The organism is Phenylobacterium sp., assembly GCF_041913825.1.
Classification (GTDB): domain Bacteria; phylum Pseudomonadota; class Alphaproteobacteria; order Caulobacterales; family Caulobacteraceae; genus Phenylobacterium.
In genome coordinates, this window is record NZ_JAYSEO010000038.1 from 15,507 (window position 1) to 34,178 (window position 18,672).

Below are 18,672 nucleotides of genomic sequence, written 5' to 3' on the forward strand. Positions count from 1 at the left end.
CTTTGTCACAAGTTGTGATCGATCAGTGGGTGATCACGCTCTCGACGTCCGGGTCCTCAACCGGAGCGACCGGCGGCGCGTCGGCCTCCGACCATTCGATCGGGGTCGGCTGCCGGGTGAGCGCGTGGCTGAGCACCTCGTCCATTGTCGAGACGGGGATGATCTCAAGCTCCTTCTTCACGTTCTCCGGGATGTCCGCTAGGTCCTTCTCGTTCTCGGTCGGGATCAGGACGGTCTTCACGCCGGAGCGCAGCGCCGCGAGCAGCTTCTCCTTCAGCCCGCCGATGGCGGTCACCCGGCCCCGCAGCGTGACTTCGCCGGTCATGGCGATGTCCTTGCGGATCGGGATGCCGGTCAGCACCGACACGATGGCCGTGGCCATGGCCGCGCCGGCCGAGGGTCCGTCCTTCGGGGTGGCGCCGTCCGGCACGTGGATGTGCACGTCGGTGCGCTCGAAGCGCGGCGGCTCGATGCCGAAGCGGGTGGCCCGGCTGCGGACGTAGCTGTTCGCGGCCTGGATCGACTCCTTCATCACGTCCTTCAAGTTGCCCGTGATGGACATGCGGCCCTTGCCCGGCATCTTGACCGCCTCGATGGTCAGGATGTCGCCGCCGAACTCGGTGTAGGCGAGCCCGGTGATGATGCCGACCTGGTCTTCCTCGTCGGTCTCGCCGTAGCGGTACTTGCGGACGCCCGCGTACTTGGCCAGCCGCTCGTCGTCGATGGTGATCGACAGCACGTTCTCGCGGCTAAGGTCGCGGACCGTCTTGCGGGCCAGGTTGCCCAGCTCGCGCTCCAGGTTCCGGACGCCGGCCTCACGCGTGTAGTAGCGGATCAGGTCGCGGATCGCCTTCTCCGGGACGACGAACTCCTCGGGCTTCAGGCCGTGGTCCTTGGTCAGCTTCGGCAGGACGTGGCGCTTGGCGATCTCGACCTTCTCGTCCTCGGTGTAGCCGGGGATGCGGATGATCTCCATGCGGTCCAGCAGAGGCTGGGGCATGTTCAGGCTGTTGGCCGTGGTGACGAACATCACCGGCGACAGGTCGTAGTCCACCTCCAGGTAGTGGTCGGCGAAGGTGGAGTTCTGCGCCGGGTCCAGCACCTCGAGCAGGGCCGACGACGGATCGCCGCGCCAGTCGGAGCCCATCTTGTCGATCTCGTCCAGCAGGAAGAAGGCGTTGGTGGTCTTGGCCTTCTTCATGGACTGGATGACCTTGCCGGGCATCGAGCCGATGTAGGTCCGCCGGTGACCGCGGATCTCGGCCTCGTCGCGCACGCCGCCCAGAGCGACGCGCACGAACTCACGGCCGGTGGCCTTGGCGATCGACTTGCCGAGCGAGGTCTTGCCGACGCCGGGCGGGCCGACGAGGCAGAGGATCGGGCCCTTCAGGGCGCCCACACGGCTCTGCACCGCGAGGTACTCCAGGATCCGCTCCTTGACCTTGTCCAGGCCGTAGTGGTCCTCGTTGAGGATGTCCTCGGCGCGCTGCAGGTCGATGGGCTTCTGCTTGGCCTTGCCCCACGGGATGGACAGCAGCCAGTCCAGGTAGTTCCGGACGACCGTCGACTCCGCCGACATCGGGCTCATGTTCTTCAGCTTCTTCAGCTCGGCCTCGGCCTTGGACCGGGCTTCCTTGGAGAGCTTCGTTTTCTTGATGCGCTTCTCGAGCTCGATCAGCTCGTCGCGCTGATCGTCCTGCTCGCCCAGCTCGCGCTGGATCGCCTTCATCTGCTCGTTCAGATAGTACTCGCGCTGCGTCTTCTCCATCTGACGCTTCACGCGGTTGCGGATCTTCTTCTCCGTCTGCATCACGGAGATCTCGCCCTCCATCAGGGCGTAGACCTTCTCCAGACGCTTCACGACGTTGAAGACCTCGAGCAGTTGCTGCTTCTCGGCGATCTTGACCGAGAGGTGCGAGGCGATGCGGTCGGCCAGCTCGCCCGGGTTGTCGATCTGCGGGATCGCAGCCAGGGCTTCCGGCGGGACCTTCTTGTTGAGTTTGACGTAGTTCTCGAACTGCTCGACGACCGCGCGGCTCAGCGCCTCGGCTTCCGAGGTGCCGGCGCCGTCCTCCTGCACGAAGGCGATCTCGGCCTCGTAGTAATCGGGCTGGCTGGTGAAGCGGGTGATGCCCGCCCGCGCCCGGCCCTCGACCAGCACCTTCACGGTGCCGTCGGGCAGCTTCAGCAACTGCAGGACGGTGGCGACCACGCCGACGTCGTAGATGGCTTCCGGCGACGGATCGTCGTCGTCCTTGTCCTTCTGGGTCGCCAGAAGGATCTGCTTGCCGTCGTTGCGCATCGCTTCCTCGAGCGCACGCACGGACTTCTCCCGACCCACGAAAAGCGGGACCGGCTGGTGCGGGAAGACCACGATGTCCCGCAGCGGCAGGATCGGGAGGATCTTAATCTCGGACATGATGCTTCAACTCCTGGCCTGCCGGTTTGGCGCCGGCTAGGCGCGCCGGGTCGTGGTCACCCAGACGATGCGTCTGAGTCGGACGACCCGTCCGCCGTGGCTTCGGCGGCTTGTTACGGATTTATGTGGAGCGTTTGGGCCCCGGCGCAAGCGGAGCAAGGTCGTTGCGCGACACTCGGCCTCAGCCGCATCCACAGGTTAGCTTGACGGGGGAAAGCGAGGCTGTCCGCGCAAGGCCATGCCCTGCCTGAACGCTGTTCAGATAGGAAGCGCTCCGCCCCGCATCAAGCCGGCGCCCGCGCGGTCTTACGGCCTGTGATGAGCTTCGCGCGCACCTCCCGCAGCGCGATCGGCGGCAGCGTCCGGGCATGAGCGTCCAGGTAGGCGGCGACCGCTTCGGGTCGCCGGGCAGTGAGCGCGCGGAGCAGCCAGGAGACAGCCTTGGTGATCAGGATGTCGCGTTCCGCCTCGAGCGCGGCGACGTTGGCGAAGGCGAGCTCCGCCAGGCGTGCATCGTCTGACGCCTTCACAGGGCCAGTCAGCAGCACCAGCGATGCGCGCCGGCGGCTGATCGCGGGATCGGAAGCCAGGCCTGCGATCATCCCGCCCCAGGCCGGCCAGTCCGCGAGCATCTGCGACGCCGGGAACAGGTTCTGGCACAGGTGGTCGATCTCCGCCCAGCCGACCAGGCCGCCAAGCCAGCGGCGGACGTCGTCCGGCCGGACGGCCTCGCGCGCCGCGCGATGCTGGCCGAGGATCAGCGACGCCAGGGTTTTCTCGTCGTAACCGGCGCCGTCGAACAGGCTTTCCACGACGGCCAGCACGGTCTCGGGAGAGCCGGCCCTGTGCGCGGTCGCCCACGCCCTGGCCAGAGCCCGCTTGGCGGGCACGGGCACGCCGAAAAGCGGATGGGCGCCCTGCCCCAGGTAGTTCGCCGGCGGACGCCGGTCGGGTGGCGGGGCCAGGCGCTCAAGCTCCTCGAGGAGCTGCTGGTGATCGGGGTGCATGGCTCGCTCCGCGGGATCTGCGGGGCGCACCCTAGGCTCGCAATGCCTCCTCCACGAAGTCCAGGCGGTCCTGGCCGAAGTAGAGCTCGCCATCGACGAAGAAGGTGGGGGCCCCGAACATGCCTCGGGCGACGGCGGCCTCGGTGTCGGCCTTCAGCCGCGCCTTCACCGCCTCGTCGGACTGGAAGCCAAGGAACTCGTCCGGAGATACGCCGGCGCGCGCCAGAACCGGGGCCATCTCGGCCGGGTCGCCGAGATTGCGGGGATCGGCCCACATGGCCTCGAACACCGCCTGCAGGTACGCGGCGAAGCGCGCATCGTCCTTGAGCCCGGCGGCTCCGCGCATCAGGTGCAGGGTGTTGATGGGGAAGTGCGGGTTGCGGTTGAACACCGTGCCGCGCCGGGCCGCCCAGCGCGCGAGGTCGGCGTTCATCCACCGTCCCTTGGCGGGGATCGTCGCCGGCGAGGCGTTGCCGGTGTCCTTGAAGACCCCGCCGAGCAGCACCGGGACGTAGTCGATCCGCGCGCCCGTCCGCTCCACGATGGCCGGCATGGCCTTGTAGGCCAGGTAGCTGGCGGGGCTGCCGAAATCGAACAGGAACTCCAGGGTCTTCGGCATCAGAAGCTCTCCGTCCAGGGGCGAAGGTCGAGTTCGTGCGTCCAGGCGTCGCGCGGCTGGGCGTGCAGCATCCAGTAAGCCTCGGCGATGTGGTCGGGGTTGAGGATGCCGTCATGTTCCTTGGCCGCATAGCGGTCCGGGAAGTTCTCGCGGATCCAGGCGGTGTCGATGGCGCCGTCGATGATGGTGTGGGCGACGTGGATTCCCTGCGGTCCGAGCTCGCGCGCCATGCTCTGGGCCAGCGCGCGCAGCGCGTGCTTGGCGCCGGCGAAGGCGGCGAAGCCGTCGCGGCCGCGCACGCTCGCCGTGGCCCCAGTGAAGAGTATCGTTCCGCGCCCGCGCGGCGTCATGCGCCTCGCGGCCTCGCGCCCGGCCAGGAAGCCGGAGAAGGCGGCCATCTCCCACACCTTGAAGTAGACCCGCGCCGTGGTCTCGGCGATCGGGAAGCGCACGTTCGCCCCGATGTTGAAGACGCAGACCTCTACCGGCGCGATCTCCGCCTCCACCCGCTCGAACAGGCTGACCATCTGGTCCTCCTGCCGCGCGTCGACGCCGAACGGATGCGCCTCGCCGCCACCGTTGCGGACCGCCGTCGCGAGGTCCTCGAGCTGATCGGCGTGGCGGCGCACGATGACCGCCGCATAGCCCTCCCGCGCGAACCGCCGGGCGATGGCGCCGCCCAGTGCGTCCCCTGCCCCGATCACGACCGCCGCCTTGTCCGCCATGGGGCCTCTCCCGAACCGCTATTGCATGACGATCATCATACTGCAGCGGAAACGAAAAGCCCCGCAGGATACCTGCGGGGCTCGTGAGTTCGTCTGGTCCGGGACCTTAGGCGGCGCCACCCTTGTCGCGGCGCTCGGCGTAGATCAGCAGCGGCTGGGCGCGGCCTTCCACCACCTCGGCGTTGACCACCACCTCCTCGACGCCGTCGTAGGTCGGCAGCTCGTACATGGTGTCGAGCAGGATGCCTTCGAGGATAGAGCGCAGGCCCCGCGCGCCGGTCTTGCGCTGGATGGCCTTGCGGGCCACCGCCATCAGCGCGTCCTCGGTGAAGGTCAGGCCCACGTTCTCCATGTCGAAGAGGCGGACGTACTGCTTCACGAAGGCGTTCTTCGGCTCGGTGAGGATCTTCACCAGGGCCTTCTCGTCCAGGTCGTCGAGCGTGGCGATCACCGGCAGACGGCCGATGAACTCCGGGATCAGGCCGAAGCGGAGCAGGTCGTCCGGCTCCACCTGGCGGAAGATCTCGCCCGTGCGGCGCTCGTCCGGATCGGCCACCTTGGCGCCGAAGCCGATCGAGGTCCCCTGCCCGCGCGCCGAGATGATCTTCTCGAGGCCGGCGAAGGCGCCGCCACAGATGAACAGAATGTTGGTGGTGTCGACCTGCAGGAATTCCTGCTGCGGATGCTTGCGCCCGCCCTGCGGCGGCACGGAGGCGACGGTGCCTTCCATGATCTTCAGCAGCGCCTGCTGGACGCCCTCGCCCGACACGTCGCGGGTGATGGACGGGTTGTCCGACTTGCGGCTGATCTTGTCGACCTCGTCGATGTAGACGATGCCGCGCTGCGCCCGCTCGACGTTGTAGTCGGCCGCCTGCAGCAGCTTCAGGATGATGTTCTCGACGTCCTCGCCGACGTAGCCGGCCTCGGTGAGCGTCGTGGCGTCGGCCACGGTGAACGGCACGTCGATGATGCGGGCGAGCGTCTGGGCCAGCAGGGTCTTACCCGTGCCGGTCGGCCCGATGAGCATGATGTTGGCCTTGCCCAGCTCGACGTCGTTGTTCTTCGTCGCGTGGTTCAGGCGCTTGTAGTGGTTGTGCACCGCGACCGAGAGGACCTTCTTGGCGTGGTCCTGGCCGATCACGTAGTCGTCGAGGACCTCGCGGATCTCCTTCGGCGTGGGGACGCCGTCCTTCGACTTCACGAAGGAGATCTTGTGCTCCTCGCGGATGATGTCCATGCACAGCTCGACGCATTCATCGCAGATGAACACGGTCGGCCCGGCGATCAGCTTGCGGACTTCGTGCTGGCTCTTGCCGCAGAAAGAGCAATAGAGGGTGCTCTTCGAATCTCCGCTCGCGGCCTTGGTCATGGTCGTTTCTCACTCTCTAGACGACGGGCCACAGCCTGGCCTGCGCCGCCCCCGCGGGACGTCTGCGCCCCTACAATGCAGAATACGCGCCGCGGGTTGTCTAAGTCTTGACATTCCCCGATCCGGCTAAGGATCACAACCCTTCGTTCGCCGTAACGACGAATGGCGACGCGGCGCCGCACCAAGCGGCGTTCTGCGCTCCTAAATGGGATACCCGCCGAAATGGCACAAGAGTTCAGTGAGGCCCTGTCCCGCGACGAAACGGGCGACGGCGATCTGCCGGTCGTCGCCTTCGATTTCGACGGCACGCTGACGGTCGAGGACAGCTTCACGGCCTTCCTGAAGTGGCGTGCCGGGCCGGCACGCTATGCGCTCGGCCTTGCACGACTCGTGCCTGCGGCCGTCCTGTACCTGTTCCACCGCGACCGTGGCCGGATAAAGGCCGCCGCGGTGAAGGAATTCCTCCGCGGTGTCCCGCACGACACGCTGGCGGCGGACGCCCGGCGGTTCGCCGAGACCCACGCGGCCCGGCTGTTCCGACCGGACGCCCTGGAAACCTGGCGACGGTGGCGCGGCGAGCCCGTGCGGCTGGTGATCGTCACCGCCTCGCCGGACATCGTGGTGGGGCCCTTCGGCCATGACCTGGGCGCGGACGCGGTGTTGGGCACGCAGCTCTCGTACGATCCGCAGAACCGGGTGCTGGGCGCCTTCTCCGGGCCGAACTGCCGGGGGCCGGAGAAGGTCGTGCGGCTCCAGGAGGTGTTCGGCAAGGACGTGCGCCTCAAGGCGGCCTACGGCGACACCAGCGGCGACACCGAGATGCTGGCCATGGCCGAGATCAAGGGCTTCCGCGTGTTCACCGGCCGGCCCTAGCCGGCCGCACGCTCCGGCCGCGCCAGCAGGGCCGCCACGAAGGCGTCGCGCCAGGCGACCACATCGTGGGTGCGGACCCCGTCCATCAGCGCCTCCCAGCGGCGGACGCGTTCGGCGCGCGGCATCTCGAGGCCCCTGCGGATGGCGTCGGACACATCCTCGCGGCTGAACGGATTGACGACGAGCGCCTCGGCCATCTGCTCGGCGGCGCCGGCGAACTGCGAGAGGATCAGCACGCCCGGGTCCTCGGGATCCTGCGCGGCCACGTACTCCTTGGCCACCAGGTTCATGCCGTCCCGGAGCGGCGTCACCAGGCCGATGGCGCCGGCGCGGTAGATGCCCGCCAGCTCGTCGCGGCGGTAGCTGCGGTTCACGTAGCGGATCGGCACCCAGTCGGCGGTGGCGAACGCCCCGTTGATCCGGCCGCTGACCCCATCCAGTCGCGCGCGGATCTCCTGATAGGCGGGCACCTCGTCGCGGCTGGGGGTGGCGACCTGGAGCAGGAACACCTGCTCGTGGGCCGCGGGCGTGCGGGCGAGATATTCCTCGTAAGCCAGGAAACGCTCCTCCAGCCCTTTGGAGTAGTCGAGCCGGTCGACCCCGACGATCATGCGGCGACCGGCCAGGCTCTTCTGCATCCGCTCGCGCCAGCCGCGCGCCACCTCGCCCTCGGCGGCCTCCATGAACGTCTCCGCATCCAGGCCGATCGGGAAGGCGCCGAGCTGGATGGTGCGGCCGAACGCGGTGGCTTGGCCGTCCGCGTCCACCGTCCCGCCGGCCTCCTGGGTCACATAGTCGTGGAAGGCGCTGAGCGCGTCCTCGCTCTGGAAGCCCACGAGGTCGTAGTCGAACAGCGCCTCGACCAGCTCGCGATGGTTCGGGAGGGTTGTGAACAGCCGCCGCGCTGGCCACGGGATGTGCAGGAAGAAGCCGATCCGGTTGCCGACCCCGCGCCGGCGGAGCTCCCGGCCCATCGGGATCAGGTGGTAGTCGTGGACCCAGATGAAGTCCTGCGGCTCGACCAGCGGCCGGACGGTGTCGGCGAAGCGGGCGTTCACCCGCGCATAGCCCTCGTCGAACGAGCGCTCGTAGGCCGACAGGTCGATCCTGTAGTGGAACAGCGGCCACAGCGTCCTGTTGGCGTAGCCGTTGTAGTACTCCTGCCGGTCCTGGTCCTCCAGATCGACGGTGGCCACGGTCACCCCGCCGCCGCGCTGGAAGCTGAGCTGACCGGTGAAGGTTTCCGTCGTGCGGCCGCTCCAGCCGAACCAGACGCCATTGTGCTCGCGCAGCGCGGCCGACAACGCCATGGCGAGGCCGCCGACGCTGGCGCCGGTCTCGTCGCCCGGCGGGCTGACGCGATTGGAGATGACGATCAGGCGTCCCAGCGGCGCGGTCCTCACCCTGCGGCCAGCATCACGACCGGAACGCCCCAGGTGTCCTCCAGGGTGCGGGCAAGCTCGAAGCCGTCGCGCCGCCCGGCGAGCTCAGGCGCGACAAAGGCGAGGTCGGCGTGGGTCTGCGCGACCAGGGTCAGCGCCCGGGCGGCAGTATCCACAGGTCCTAGGACGTTGAGGCCGGCATCCGTCAGTCGTTCCACAAGTGGATCGGGGACGTCGTCCGACCTGCGTACGACCATCACGGTCGCGAAACGATCACATTGTTCGGCGGGAGCGTCACTGTTGGGCATCGAGGTTCAGATAGACTGCGCCGGAAGCCCGTCCAATGCCTGTCGGCCTGAACTTCACGTGAGCATCTACTCACCTGAAGGCCAGGCGTCAGGCACGAAAAAGCCCCCGCCGTCGCCGGCGGGGGCCCATCTCGATCGCGCGGCGACGAGGCTCAATCCTCGGTGTCGCGCTTTTCCCAGACGTGGTCGACCAGGCCCCAGTCCCGGGCCTCCTCGGCGGTCATGAAGTAGTCGCGGTCCAGGGTGTCCTCGACCTCCTGGACCGTGCGGCCGGTGTGCTTGGCGTAGAGCTCGTTCAGCCGGCGCTTGGTCTTGATGATATCCTCGGCGTGGCGCTCGATGTCCGACGCCTTGCCGGAGAAGCCGCCCGACGGCTGGTGCACCATGATCCGCGAATTCGGCAGGGCGATCCGCTGGCCCTTCTCGCCGGCCATCAGCAGGAACGAACCCATGGAGGCCGCCATGCCGAGGCAAAGCGTGATCACCGGGCTCTTGATGTACTGCATGGTGTCGTAGATCGCGAGACCGGACGTCACCACCCCGCCAGGCGAGTTGATGTACATCTGGATCTCTTTCTTCGGGTTCTCCGCCTCGAGGTGGAGGAGCTGGGCGCAGATCAGGCTGGCCATGCCGTCCTCGACCGGGCCGGCCAGGAACACGATGCGGTCCTTCAGCAGGCGGGAGAAGATGTCGTAGGCGCGCTCGCCGCGGCTCGTCTGCTCGACGACCATCGGCACGAGGCCGAGCGCGGTGGTGACGGGGTCACGCATAGGCAATGAAGTCCTTCTTGGAAGCTCGTTGCGGGCTGCCGTCACCCGCGTCCCCTCCGATATCGCGCGCCCGGCCCCGCGCCGCAAGGTGGCGGCGGCGCTGAAACGCCGCGCGACCTCTCTCGGCCGGACGAACACCCTACCCCGGAGAACTCCCGAACCTAACGCCCACAAGCGTCACCGGTTCGTTGCCACGGATCAGGCGGCGGTCCGCTCGAGCCACTCGCGCAGCACCGCCACCACCTGGTCAGGCGGCGCATATCCGCGGGTGACCACCCCGAACGCGCCCGCCTCGTTGGGACCGGCGACCAGGGTCGGGAAGCCGGTGACGCCAGCGCGCTGCGAAATCGCGTAGTCGCGCCATGTCTCCTGGCCCGCGTCCTCGGCGGTCCACTGCGCCAGGAAGCCGTCGCGGTCGAGCCCGAGTTCCGCCGCGAGGTCGGCCAGCACGTCGCCGTCGGTGACGTCGCGCCCCTCGGCGTAGAAGGCCCGCTGCACGCGGCCCAGATAGGTCAGCGCCTGTTCCGGGTCGGCGCGGCGCACCACCACCACGGCGCGGGCCGCCGGATCGGTGTCGTAGACGAAACCCTCGCGCAACACGGCCTCGTCGAACGGCAGGCCGGTGGCGTCATGCACGTGTCGCCAGTGCGTGGTGACCTCGGTCCGGGCGGCCAGCGTCATCGGCTCCTCCGTGCCCGGCCGCAGCCCGCCCATCACGAGCCGGACCGGCAGGCCGCGGCCGAAGGCGCGGCGGATCTCCTCGATGGCCGGCGAGAAGCCGTAGCACCAGGAACACATGGGATCGGCGAAGTAGATGAGGTGCGGACCGTCCATCGCGGGCCTCCTGCGGCGCGCCCGCAGGATCGCAGCGAACCGCGCCGGGGTCACGCGGGAATGGCTTGGAAGATACGCCCGACAGGCGAGCGACTGTCATGTGACAAACCGGTTCCACGAACCGCCGGAACGTTAACCTCTAAAGGATTGCTTTCGCGCCGGAATTGCCGACCAATACTGCGGTTTTCGGAGGTCCGGCGGCTCAGTTGGCGCGGTTCTCCGGGAACTTCGGCGCAGTTCGTACGCTGAAGCTTTATCGCGAGGGTTGAGTTGAATGGTCCAATACGCGGTCACCCTTAAGGATGGGGACTGGACTGTCTTTTGCGACGGGGCGGCCATGGAGCGCGGCCTCTCGCGCTCGGCCGCGATCCAGATGGCCAAGGATCTCGCCTTCGACGCGGAGACGCGCGGCGAGGTCGTGGAGCTCCTGATCCAGGGCTACTACGGCGAGATGTCCCGCCGCGTGAGCGGCGGGGACGACGACTAGCGCCGCTGCGCCGCCTTGGCCTCGCGCTTGGCGCGGGCCTCCGCCTTGGCCTGGGCCTTGCGGGCCTTGCGCTCGTCGCGCTTCAACTGAAGCTGCAGCTCTTCGTCGTTGGCCATCGCCTCCTGGCGGGCCTGCTCGGCTTCCTCGGCGGCGATGCGCGCCGCTTCTTTCTCAGCCGCACGCTTGGCGCGAACTTCTTCCAGCTCGCGAGCCTTACGCTGGGCGCGGGTCTCGAACTGGCCCTCGGCGCGCACGGTCGGCTTGGGCTTGAACTTCTCCAGCAGCGCCTTCCGCGCCGCAGCCTGGGCCTCCAGCCGTTCGCTGAAGCCCCCGATCTTCATCTCTCGCATCGGTACTTTCTAGGTGGGGTCACTCAGGTCCGCGGGGAGAACCCCGCGGACCGCAACGGGTTGCCGGCTCAGCCGACGATTTCATCGTCGGTGAAGAACTGGGCGATCTCGATCTTGGCGTTGTCCAGGCTGTCCGAGCCGTGGACGGAGTTCTCGCCGACGCTTTCCGCATAGAGCTTGCGGATGGTGCCGTCCGCGGCCTGGGCCGGGTTGGTGGCGCCCATGACTTCGCGGTAGCGGGCCACGGCGTTGTCGCCCTCCAGGACCTGCACGACGACCGGAGCGGAGGTCATGAACTCGACGAGCTCGCCGAAGAAGGGACGCTCCTTGTGCACCTCGTAGAACTTCTCGGCCTGCTGGCGGCTCATGCGGATGCGCTTCTGGGCGACGACGCGCAGGCCTGCGTCCTCGATCACCGCGTTGACCTTGCCGGTCAGGTTACGCCGCGTGGCGTCCGGCTTGATGATCGAGAAGGTGCGTTCGGTCATGGTGTTGGTCTTGGTCTTTCGACTTGATGGGGAAGGCCGCGGGGGCAGAGCGCCCGCGAAAGTGGCCGGCTCTATAGCGGGTCGGCCCCGGCTCGCCAAGGCGCCCCGCGTCTGCTAAGAGCGCGCCCGGCCAGGCGGCGGCGCGGTCTTCCTCTCAAAGACCTGGCTCTTCCACATCGCGATCCGGCGAGGCGCTGGTCCGCGCCCGCAACTCCTGTCCGTTTCCCGCCATGCTTCAGATCCAGAACCTCGTCTTCGACGCCTGGGGCCGTCGCTTCTTCGACGACGCCTCCGCCAACCTGCCGAAGGACGCCAAGGTCGGCCTCGTGGGCCGCAACGGCGTGGGCAAGTCCACGCTCTTCAAGCTGATCCTGGGCCAGCTCGTCCTGGGGTCGGGCGAGATCAACCTGCCCAAGGCGGCGCGAATCGGCTCGGTGGACCAGGAGCATCCGGCGACGCCCGTGCCGCTGCTCGACACCGTGCTCGCCGCCGACGTGGAGCGCGCCACCCTGCTCGCGCGGCTGGAGACCGCGCCGCCCGAGGAAATGGGCGAGATCTACAACCGGCTGATCGAGATCGACGCCGATCGCGCGCCCTCGCGGGCCGCCGAGATCCTGGCGGGCCTTGGCTTCTCCAACGCCGATCTTGCGCGCCCCATGGCCGAGTTCTCCGGCGGCTGGCGGATGCGGGTGGCCCTGGCCGCGGCCCTGTTCGCCGAGCCCGACCTGCTGCTGCTGGACGAGCCGACCAACTACCTCGACCTGGAAGGCGCCCTGTGGCTCGAGGCGCGCCTGCGCAAGTACCCGCACAGCGCTATGGTCATCAGCCACGATCGCGAGCTGCTGAACAACTCGGTGGACCACATCCTCCACCTGAAGGACGGCAAGCTCGAGCTCTACGCCGGCGGCTACGACGCCTTCGAGAACCAGCTCGCCGAGAAGCTGCGCCTTCAGGAGTCCACCCGCGCCAAGATCGAGGCGCGGCGGGCGCACCTGCAGTCGTTCGTCGACCGCTTCCGCGCCAAGGCGTCCAAGGCCACCCAGGCCCAGTCGCGCCTGAAGATGATCGCCAAGCTTCCCCCGGTGGCCGCGGTGGTGGAGGAGCACGTCGCTCCGTTCCTGCTGCCCTCCCCTGAGCGGCCCCTGCCGCCGCCGATCCTCCGGCTGGAGGACGCCCAGGTGGGCTACGGCGGCCCGCCGATCCTCAGGAAGCTGAACCTGCGGCTCGACATCGACGACCGGATCGGCCTGCTCGGCGTCAACGGCGCGGGCAAGTCGACCTTCGCCAAGCTCGTCGCGGGCGCGCTCGACGTGCAAGCCGGCAAGCTGACGCGCAGCCAGCGCCTGAAGGTGGGCTGGTTCCACCAGCACCAGATCGAGGCGCTGGACCCGACCGACACCCCGCTGGAGATCATCCGGCGCGCCCTGCCCGAAGCGACCGAGGCGCGGCGCCGCTCGGTCCTGGCGCAGTTCGGCTTCAACCACGAGAAGGTGGAGACGCGCATCGCCAGCCTGTCGGGCGGTGAGCGGGCCCGGCTGCTGCTCAACCTGGTCGCCATGGAGGCGCCGCACCTCCTGATCCTAGACGAACCGACGAACCACCTCGACATCGACAGCCGGCGCGCTCTCCTGGACGCGCTGAACGACTACGAGGGGGCGGTGATCCTGATCACCCACGATCGCTCGCTGATGGAGCTGGTGGCCGACCGGCTATGGCTCGCGGCCGACGGGACCATCCAGCCGTTCGACGGCGACATGGAGGACTACGCCCGTTTCGTGCTCGACCGGGCCCGCGTCGCCGCACGCGCACCGACCCAGGTGAAAGCCGAGGCGCCGCCTCCCCCGCCGCCGGCCGCGCCTCGGCCGAAGACGCCCACAGGCCCGGCGCGCCGCCGCGCCGAGGCGGCCGAGGCGGCGCTCTCGCGGGCAAGCGAGGCGCTGGCCGTGATCGACAAGGCCCTGCTGGACCCGGCGATCTTCACCCGCGATCCGCAGAAGGCCGCCGAGCTCGGCCGTCGCCGCGAGCAGGCTCAGGCGGCGGTGGAGGCCGCGGAGTTCGAGTGGTTGGAAGCGCAGGAGGCCTACGAGGCGCTGAAGCTGTCTGCCGGGTGACGGAACCGCCGCGCCGCTCGCCGGTTGCTGCCGGTCGAGAGGAGCTGGCGGCAAATGGCGAACAACTTTCGGAAAATGGCCCCATGGCTGGTCCTGGCGGGGGTCGCGCTGATGCCGCGGCGCGCGGGTCCGCGACCGGACCGTCGGCGCGCGGGAACGGCGCGTCCCGCGCCGCCTCCGCCCCGCCGCGCCCCGTCCGAGGGCCTGAACGACCGTCCGGCGCCCGCTCACAACGCCACCGATCCCGCCGAGATCAACGACGCGGCCCGCGGACGGCAGGCGAACGCGCCGCAGGAGATCCCCGCCAAGGGCTGGAAGGATATCGTCCTGCGCACGGGCAAGGAGTTCCAGAACGACCAGATCCCGCTGGTGGCCGCCGGCGTGACCTTCTACTCCCTGCTCGCGCTGTTCCCGGGGATCGGCTCGTTCGTCGCGCTCTACGGCCTCTTCGCCGACGTGGGCCAGGCCCAGGAGCACCTGCAGGCGCTGTCGGTGGTGCTGCCGGCCGACGTGCTGCGGTTCGTGGGCGAGCAGATGCTGCGGATCGCCCAGGCCAGCGACAGCGGCCTCTCGCTCGCCTTCATCGGCGGCCTGCTGCTGTCGCTCTGGAGCGCCAACGGGGCGATGAAGGCGATGATCACCGCCCTCAACATCGCCTACGACGAGCACGAGAAGCGCGGCTTCATCAAGATGATCCTGGTGTCGCTGGCCTTCACCCTCGGCTTTCTGCTGTTCGGCGCCTGCGCCATCGCGGTGATCGCCGCGCCGCCCGCCATCGAGCGCATCGTGGGGGGGTCCGCAGCGGCCATGTTCCGGGTCATCACCTGGCCCGCTCTTCTGCTCGCCCTGGCCGCCGGCCTTGCCGTGCTCTATCGGTTCGGGCCGAGCCGACACCGCGCCAAGTGGAAGTGGCTGACCTGGGGCAGCGCCGCGGCCATCGTGCTGTGGGTCGCCGTGTCGGCCGCCTTCTCGATCTACGTCGCCAACTTCGCCAACTACGAAAAGACCTACGGCTCGCTGGGCGCGGCGATCGGCTTCATGATGTGGATCTACGTCTCCAGCCAGGTGATCCTGCTTGGCGCGGAGTTGAACTCCGAGATCGAGCACCAGACCGCCCGCGATACCACGGTGGGCCCGGAGAAGCCGCTGGGCGCCCGGGGCGCGGTCATGGCCGACACGGTGGGCGCGAAGCAGGGCGGCTAGGGAAGCGCACAAAACAAGACGGCCGGGCGGGCGCCCGGCCGTCTCTCCGCATCAGCTAATCTGGGGTGATCAGGTGATGTGCTTGGGGCTGATCGGGTCGGAGCCGGGGAAGGTCTCCTCCACCGCCTCGTCGAGCAGCGCTTCCTGACGGTCCTCGGCGGTGGCCTCCTTGTCGGCGAGCTGGTCGAACTTCTCGTCGTCCGAGAGCCGTTCGGCTTGGCGGGCGTGCGGGGTTTCGATCGCGCGGTTCTCCGGCAGGCGGTCGCCGTCGACGGCCATGTCGGCGGTGGATCCGCTGGAGCCGTGGGTGAAGGCGCGCTTGGCGGCGTCGTCGGTTTGCTTATCGGGCATCGAGCGCTCCTTTGTTGTCTTCGCCGTAACCCGCGAGACGCGGTGCGGTTGCCGCCACGCCCAGTTGCATGAGCTTCAAAAACACATCTCTCACGGAGTCGCCGCGCCGTCGCCGTTCTGCTTTTGTTCGCCTCCGCAGTTCAGGAGTTTCCCGTGGTTCGCGTACGGTACACAGGCGTCCCCCAGGCCAAGGAGGCGTTCGAGACGCTCCGGCCACTCCATGCCAGCCTGGTGCGACTGCAGAGCCAATGCCGGCCGTTCGGGCCAGACTACCTGGTGCTCGACGCGGTCAAAAAAGCCCTGAACACCGCCGCCTACCACTTCACCGGCGAGCCCGACTTCTTCGCCCTGCGGCCGCCGCGCTCGTGAGGCCCCTGCCCCTCGACCAGGGCGCGCCCCTCGCGGCGCACGAACGCTATCCGGGGAGCCGGCTGGAGCTCGTCTGCGGTTCCTGCACCTGGTCTCGCACCTACCGGCCAGCGCGGATCGTGGAACGCCTGCAGGCACGCCGGCTCGGCGACCGACAGACCGCGATCGCGGCCATCGCCCACCTTGTCCAGTGGCCCTGCCCCGGCTGCCGGCGGATGCGCTGGGGCTCCCGCCTCGTGGCGCCGTGAGCCGGTGCGACACCATCGCGCCCGGCCGCCTGCGCCATTCCTGACGCTGTTGCAGAAATGTCATTTCGGCGTTCGCCGGCTCACCGTAGCTTGGCCACCTGCCGCATCAGTCGGCAAACCAAGGGGATAGTTGATGAATTTCCGCGCAACACTGTTCGCCGCCGCCTCGGCAGCGACGCTCTGGGCCGGCGCCGCCGCCGCGCAGACGACCGCCAACGCCGAGGTCGAGGAGCTGGTCGTCACCGGCACGCGGACCGAGGGCCGCTCGCGGCTGGAGAGCCTGTCGCCCGTCGATGTGCTTCAGGGCGACGTCCTCGCTCGTCAGGGGAACGGGGCCGAGCTTGCCCAGGCGCTGGCCAACCTGACGCCGGCCGTGAACTTCCCCCGCCCGGCGATCACCGACGGGTCGGACCACGTCCGCCCGGCCACGCTGCGCGGCCTGCAGCCTGACCAGACCCTGGTGCTGATCAACGGCATGCGGGGCCACACCTCGGCGCTGATCAACGTCAACACCTCGATCGGCCGCGGGGCCTCGGCCTTCGACCTGAACACCATCCCGACCATCGCGGTGCAGCAGGTGGAAGTGCTGCGTGAGGGCGCGGCCGCCCAGTACGGCTCCGACGCCATCGCCGGGGTGATCAACATCCGCCTGCGCGAAGCCCGCCAGGGCGGCGGCGCGGTGCTGAACTACGGGATCCACGACACGACGGTGAAGACCTCGCGCGGCGAGCGAGACGTCAACGACGGGCTCACCCAATCCGTCGCGCTGTGGCAGGGCCTGCCGTTGGGCGACGAAGGCTTCCTGACGGTGTCCGGCGAGTACCTGATGCGCAAGGCGACCAACCGGTCCGACTTCGCCAACGCCGCCGCCCTGCCCGCCTACGGCCGGCCGATCGTGCTCGGCCGCTACGGCGACCCCGAACTGCGCAGCTGGTCGGTCTACGCCAATGCCGGCCTGCCGCTGAACGAGACCTGGGAAGCCTACGGTTACGCGGGCTACCAGCGCCGCGACACCAGCGCCGCGGCCACCGCCCGGGCCTACAACAACGCCAACAACATCCCGTCGGTCTATCCGGGCGGCTTCCTGCCGAAGATCGACACCGACATCGTCGACTACAACGTCCAGGGCGGCGTGCGCGGCGAGGTCGCCGGCTGGCGGACCGACCTAGGCGTCAGCTACGGCCGCAACGAGCTGGACTACTACACCGTCAACTCGATCAACGCGTCGTTCGGCGCAAGCTCGCCGCGGGACTTCTACGCGGGCTCGCTGGCCTACGACCAGACGCTCGTGAACCTGAACCTGTCGCGCGGCTTCGAGGTCGGCCTCGTGCGGCCGCTGAACGTCGCGGCGGGCCTCGAATACCGCCGCGAGGGCTTCGAGATCGGCGCCGGCGAGCCTCTCTCCTACACCCAAGGGCCTGATCCGTCGAAGGCGGGGCTCTCGCAGGGCTTCGGCGGCTTCCGGCCGTCGAACGCCACCGACGTGAACCGGCACAACTGGAGCGCCTACCTGGACGTGGAAGGCCAGCTTACCGAAGCCCTCGGCTTCGACGCGGCGGTCCGCTACGAGGACTACTCGGACTTCGGGTCGAAGACGACCGGCAAGCTCTCCGCCCGCTGGGACCTCAACGAGAACATCGCGCTCCGCGGCTCGGTGTCCTCCGGCTTCAAGGCCCCGGCCCTGCAGCAGCAGTTCTTCACCTACACCTCGACCAACAACACCCTGGTCGGCAACACCTTCCAGCTCATCGAGGTGGGCACCTTCCCTGTGTCGAGCCCGGTCGCCCGGGCGCTAGGCGCACAGCCGCTCGAGCCCGAGACCTCGATCAACTACTCGCTGGGCCTGGTCTATCGCCGCGGGCCGTTCGAACTGACGGTGGACGCCTACCAGATCGAGATCGAGAACCGGATCGTCCTGTCGGAGAACCTGCCGAACAACAACACGCCAGCGGCCACGGCGGCGGCGATCCGCGCCATCCTGCAGCCGTTCGGCATCAGCGCGGCGCGCTTCTTCATCAATGGCGTGGACACCACCACCAAGGGCGTGGACGCGGTGGCGCGCTACCGGCTCGAGCTCGGCGACAGCCGCCTCGACCTGACAGCGGCCTTGAACCTCAACTACACCAACATCACCAAGACGCCGGGCCTGCCGACGATCACCGACCTGCCCCAGCCGACCTTCCTGTTCGACCGGCAGGCGCGGCTGACCTTCGAGAAGGGCACGCCGGAGCGGAAGCTGGTGCTGTCCGGCGACTGGAGCCGCGGCCCCCTGGGCGCCACGGTCCGCATGACGGCGTACGACAGCGTGCTGCTGCCGCAGAACGCGCTCGGGTCCGACCAGACCACCGGCGACGCCGCCCTGGTCGACCTGGAAGGGCGCTGGGAGGTGCTGGACAACGTCACCTTCGCGGTGGGCGCCAACAACGTGCTGGACGAGTACCCGAACTACACCCCGGGCTTCGTCAACACGCCGACGGGCTCCATCGGCTTCCCCGGCTACTCGCCGTTCGGCTTCAACGGCCGGTTCCTCTACGGCCGCCTGAGCGTGACCTGGTAAGCGACCGCTCAGACGGAACATCGGCGGGGGGGGGCGTGCGGGCCCCGCCCCCGCCGGGTTGGGGCCGGGGGGGCCCCGGGTGGTCCCCGGGGGGCTCCGGTGGGTTCCTTAGGGGGCCCGAGGCCAGTGGGGGTGATTGGGTGGCGCCCCCCCGCCGCATGCACGGCATCCGTGACCCGGCGCCAGCCATCGACCTGGGCGG

The 18,672-nt window shown here is 68.8% G+C and carries 19 protein-coding genes; 7 read left to right on the top strand and 12 right to left on the bottom strand.

Annotated elements, in window-relative coordinates:
* Nucleotides 1-22: 22 nt before the first annotated feature.
* The 5 genes from lon to clpX all read right to left on the bottom strand — a co-directional run bounded on the left by lon (nt 23) and on the right by clpX (nt 6,139).
* Nucleotides 23-2,419, bottom strand: a complete 2,397-nt coding sequence (gene lon / locus ACE3Q8_RS21875; protein ID WP_374472864.1) for an endopeptidase La — start codon at nt 2,417-2,419, stop codon at nt 23-25.
* Nucleotides 2,420-2,703: 284 nt separating this feature from the next.
* A complete protein-coding gene (locus ACE3Q8_RS21880) occupies nt 2,704-3,426 on the bottom strand; it encodes a DNA alkylation repair protein (protein WP_374472866.1) in 723 nt (240 codons plus the stop codon).
* A 31-nt stretch (nt 3,427-3,457) separates the two neighbouring features.
* Nucleotides 3,458-4,045, bottom strand: coding sequence for a 2-hydroxychromene-2-carboxylate isomerase (locus ACE3Q8_RS21885; RefSeq protein WP_374472868.1), 588 nt, complete (start codon nt 4,043-4,045; stop codon nt 3,458-3,460).
* On the bottom strand, nt 4,045-4,770 hold the full coding sequence (locus ACE3Q8_RS21890) for an SDR family oxidoreductase (RefSeq protein WP_374472870.1): 726 nt from the start codon (nt 4,768-4,770) through the stop codon (nt 4,045-4,047). The genes ACE3Q8_RS21885 and ACE3Q8_RS21890 overlap by 1 nt, the downstream gene beginning before the upstream one ends.
* A 106-nt stretch (nt 4,771-4,876) precedes the next feature.
* Nucleotides 4,877-6,139, bottom strand: coding sequence for an ATP-dependent Clp protease ATP-binding subunit ClpX (clpX, locus tag ACE3Q8_RS21895; RefSeq protein WP_332048050.1), 1,263 nt, complete (start codon nt 6,137-6,139; stop codon nt 4,877-4,879).
* Nucleotides 6,140-6,361: 222 nt separating this feature from the next.
* Here clpX and ACE3Q8_RS21900 point away from each other — a divergent pair, with 222 nt between their 5' ends.
* Entirely contained in the window at nt 6,362-7,012 is a 651-nt protein-coding gene (locus ACE3Q8_RS21900) for an HAD-IB family hydrolase (protein WP_374472872.1), read from the top strand.
* On the opposite strand, the gene otsA is transcribed toward ACE3Q8_RS21900, so the two are convergent.
* The 4 genes from otsA to ACE3Q8_RS21920 form a co-directional block, all read right to left on the bottom strand.
* Nucleotides 7,009-8,400 carry an alpha,alpha-trehalose-phosphate synthase (UDP-forming) gene (otsA, locus tag ACE3Q8_RS21905; RefSeq protein ID WP_374472892.1) on the bottom strand — a complete coding sequence of 464 codons (1,392 nt, stop codon included), beginning with the start codon at nt 8,398-8,400 and terminating at the stop codon, nt 7,009-7,011. The two genes, ACE3Q8_RS21900 and otsA, sit on opposite strands and share 4 nt — an antisense overlap.
* 11 nt (nt 8,401-8,411) lie before the next feature.
* The gene (locus tag ACE3Q8_RS21910) at nt 8,412-8,570 is read right to left on the bottom strand and encodes a hypothetical protein (protein ID WP_374472874.1); all 159 of its coding nucleotides are present in this window, start codon (nt 8,568-8,570) and stop codon (nt 8,412-8,414) included.
* Between the two features lie 284 nt (nt 8,571-8,854).
* Nucleotides 8,855-9,472 (bottom strand): ATP-dependent Clp protease proteolytic subunit, encoded by a 618-nt coding sequence (locus ACE3Q8_RS21915; protein ID WP_374472876.1) that lies wholly within the window; start codon nt 9,470-9,472, stop codon nt 8,855-8,857.
* Nucleotides 9,473-9,670: 198 nt separating this feature from the next.
* On the bottom strand, nt 9,671-10,306 hold the full coding sequence (locus ACE3Q8_RS21920; protein WP_374472877.1) for a DsbA family protein: 636 nt from the start codon (nt 10,304-10,306) through the stop codon (nt 9,671-9,673).
* 274 nt (nt 10,307-10,580) lie between these two features.
* Here ACE3Q8_RS21920 and ACE3Q8_RS21925 point away from each other — a divergent pair, with 274 nt between their 5' ends.
* A complete protein-coding gene (locus tag ACE3Q8_RS21925) occupies nt 10,581-10,793 on the top strand; it encodes a hypothetical protein (protein WP_374472878.1) in 213 nt (70 codons plus the stop codon).
* Here the strand turns inward: ACE3Q8_RS21925 and ACE3Q8_RS21930 are convergent.
* Both ACE3Q8_RS21930 and ndk read right to left on the bottom strand, forming a co-directional pair.
* A complete protein-coding gene (locus tag ACE3Q8_RS21930; protein WP_374472879.1) occupies nt 10,790-11,143 on the bottom strand; it encodes a DUF6481 family protein in 354 nt (117 codons plus the stop codon). The two genes, ACE3Q8_RS21925 and ACE3Q8_RS21930, sit on opposite strands and share 4 nt — an antisense overlap.
* A gap of 68 nt (nt 11,144-11,211) precedes the next feature.
* Nucleotides 11,212-11,631 (bottom strand): nucleoside-diphosphate kinase, encoded by a 420-nt coding sequence (gene ndk / locus ACE3Q8_RS21935; protein WP_374472881.1) that lies wholly within the window; start codon nt 11,629-11,631, stop codon nt 11,212-11,214.
* A 230-nt stretch (nt 11,632-11,861) separates the two neighbouring features.
* Here ndk and ACE3Q8_RS21940 point away from each other — a divergent pair, with 230 nt between their 5' ends.
* A complete protein-coding gene (locus tag ACE3Q8_RS21940) occupies nt 11,862-13,742 on the top strand; it encodes an ABC-F family ATP-binding cassette domain-containing protein (protein WP_374472883.1) in 1,881 nt (626 codons plus the stop codon).
* Between the two features lie 54 nt (nt 13,743-13,796).
* The gene (locus ACE3Q8_RS21945) at nt 13,797-14,945 is read left to right on the top strand and encodes a YihY/virulence factor BrkB family protein (RefSeq protein ID WP_374472885.1); all 1,149 of its coding nucleotides are present in this window, start codon (nt 13,797-13,799) and stop codon (nt 14,943-14,945) included.
* Nucleotides 14,946-15,014: 69 nt separating this feature from the next.
* On the opposite strand, the gene ACE3Q8_RS21950 is transcribed toward ACE3Q8_RS21945, so the two are convergent.
* Nucleotides 15,015-15,296 carry a hypothetical protein gene (locus ACE3Q8_RS21950; protein WP_374472886.1) on the bottom strand — a complete coding sequence of 94 codons (282 nt, stop codon included), beginning with the start codon at nt 15,294-15,296 and terminating at the stop codon, nt 15,015-15,017.
* Between the two features lie 153 nt (nt 15,297-15,449).
* Between ACE3Q8_RS21950 and ACE3Q8_RS21955 the strand changes: the two genes are divergently transcribed.
* From ACE3Q8_RS21955 to ACE3Q8_RS21965, 3 genes are all read left to right on the top strand, one after another.
* Nucleotides 15,450-15,665, top strand: coding sequence for a hypothetical protein (locus ACE3Q8_RS21955; RefSeq protein WP_374472888.1), 216 nt, complete (start codon nt 15,450-15,452; stop codon nt 15,663-15,665).
* Nucleotides 15,662-15,913 (top strand): hypothetical protein, encoded by a 252-nt coding sequence (locus tag ACE3Q8_RS21960; RefSeq protein WP_374472889.1) that lies wholly within the window; start codon nt 15,662-15,664, stop codon nt 15,911-15,913. The genes ACE3Q8_RS21955 and ACE3Q8_RS21960 overlap by 4 nt, the downstream gene beginning before the upstream one ends.
* Nucleotides 15,914-16,046: 133 nt before the next feature.
* Nucleotides 16,047-18,470, top strand: a complete 2,424-nt coding sequence (locus tag ACE3Q8_RS21965) for a TonB-dependent receptor plug domain-containing protein (RefSeq protein ID WP_374472891.1) — start codon at nt 16,047-16,049, stop codon at nt 18,468-18,470.
* Nucleotides 18,471-18,672: the final 202 nt, after the last annotated feature.

Bases quoted from the DNA above. Each gene is read 5' to 3' on its own strand.
- lon (WP_374472864.1), bottom strand. From the start codon at position 2,419: ATGTCCGAGATTAAGATCCTCCCGATCCTGCCGCTGCGGGACATCGTG.
- ACE3Q8_RS21880 (WP_374472866.1), bottom strand. From the start codon at position 3,426: ATGCACCCCGATCACCAGCAGCTCCTCGAGGAGCTTGAGCGCCTGGCC.
- ACE3Q8_RS21885 (WP_374472868.1), bottom strand. From the start codon at position 4,045: ATGCCGAAGACCCTGGAGTTCCTGTTCGATTTCGGCAGCCCCGCCAGC.
- ACE3Q8_RS21890 (WP_374472870.1), bottom strand. From the start codon at position 4,770: ATGGCGGACAAGGCGGCGGTCGTGATCGGGGCAGGGGACGCACTGGGC.
- clpX (WP_332048050.1), bottom strand. From the start codon at position 6,139: ATGACCAAGGCCGCGAGCGGAGATTCGAAGAGCACCCTCTATTGCTCT.
- ACE3Q8_RS21900 (WP_374472872.1), top strand. From the start codon at position 6,362: ATGGCACAAGAGTTCAGTGAGGCCCTGTCCCGCGACGAAACGGGCGAC.
- ACE3Q8_RS21915 (WP_374472876.1), bottom strand. From the start codon at position 9,472: ATGCGTGACCCCGTCACCACCGCGCTCGGCCTCGTGCCGATGGTCGTC.
- ACE3Q8_RS21920 (WP_374472877.1), bottom strand. From the start codon at position 10,306: ATGGACGGTCCGCACCTCATCTACTTCGCCGATCCCATGTGTTCCTGG.
- ACE3Q8_RS21925 (WP_374472878.1), top strand. From the start codon at position 10,581: ATGGTCCAATACGCGGTCACCCTTAAGGATGGGGACTGGACTGTCTTT.
- ACE3Q8_RS21930 (WP_374472879.1), bottom strand. From the start codon at position 11,143: ATGCGAGAGATGAAGATCGGGGGCTTCAGCGAACGGCTGGAGGCCCAG.
- ndk (WP_374472881.1), bottom strand. From the start codon at position 11,631: ATGACCGAACGCACCTTCTCGATCATCAAGCCGGACGCCACGCGGCGT.
- ACE3Q8_RS21940 (WP_374472883.1), top strand. From the start codon at position 11,862: ATGCTTCAGATCCAGAACCTCGTCTTCGACGCCTGGGGCCGTCGCTTC.
- ACE3Q8_RS21945 (WP_374472885.1), top strand. From the start codon at position 13,797: ATGGCGAACAACTTTCGGAAAATGGCCCCATGGCTGGTCCTGGCGGGG.
- ACE3Q8_RS21950 (WP_374472886.1), bottom strand. From the start codon at position 15,296: ATGCCCGATAAGCAAACCGACGACGCCGCCAAGCGCGCCTTCACCCAC.
- ACE3Q8_RS21965 (WP_374472891.1), top strand. From the start codon at position 16,047: ATGAATTTCCGCGCAACACTGTTCGCCGCCGCCTCGGCAGCGACGCTC.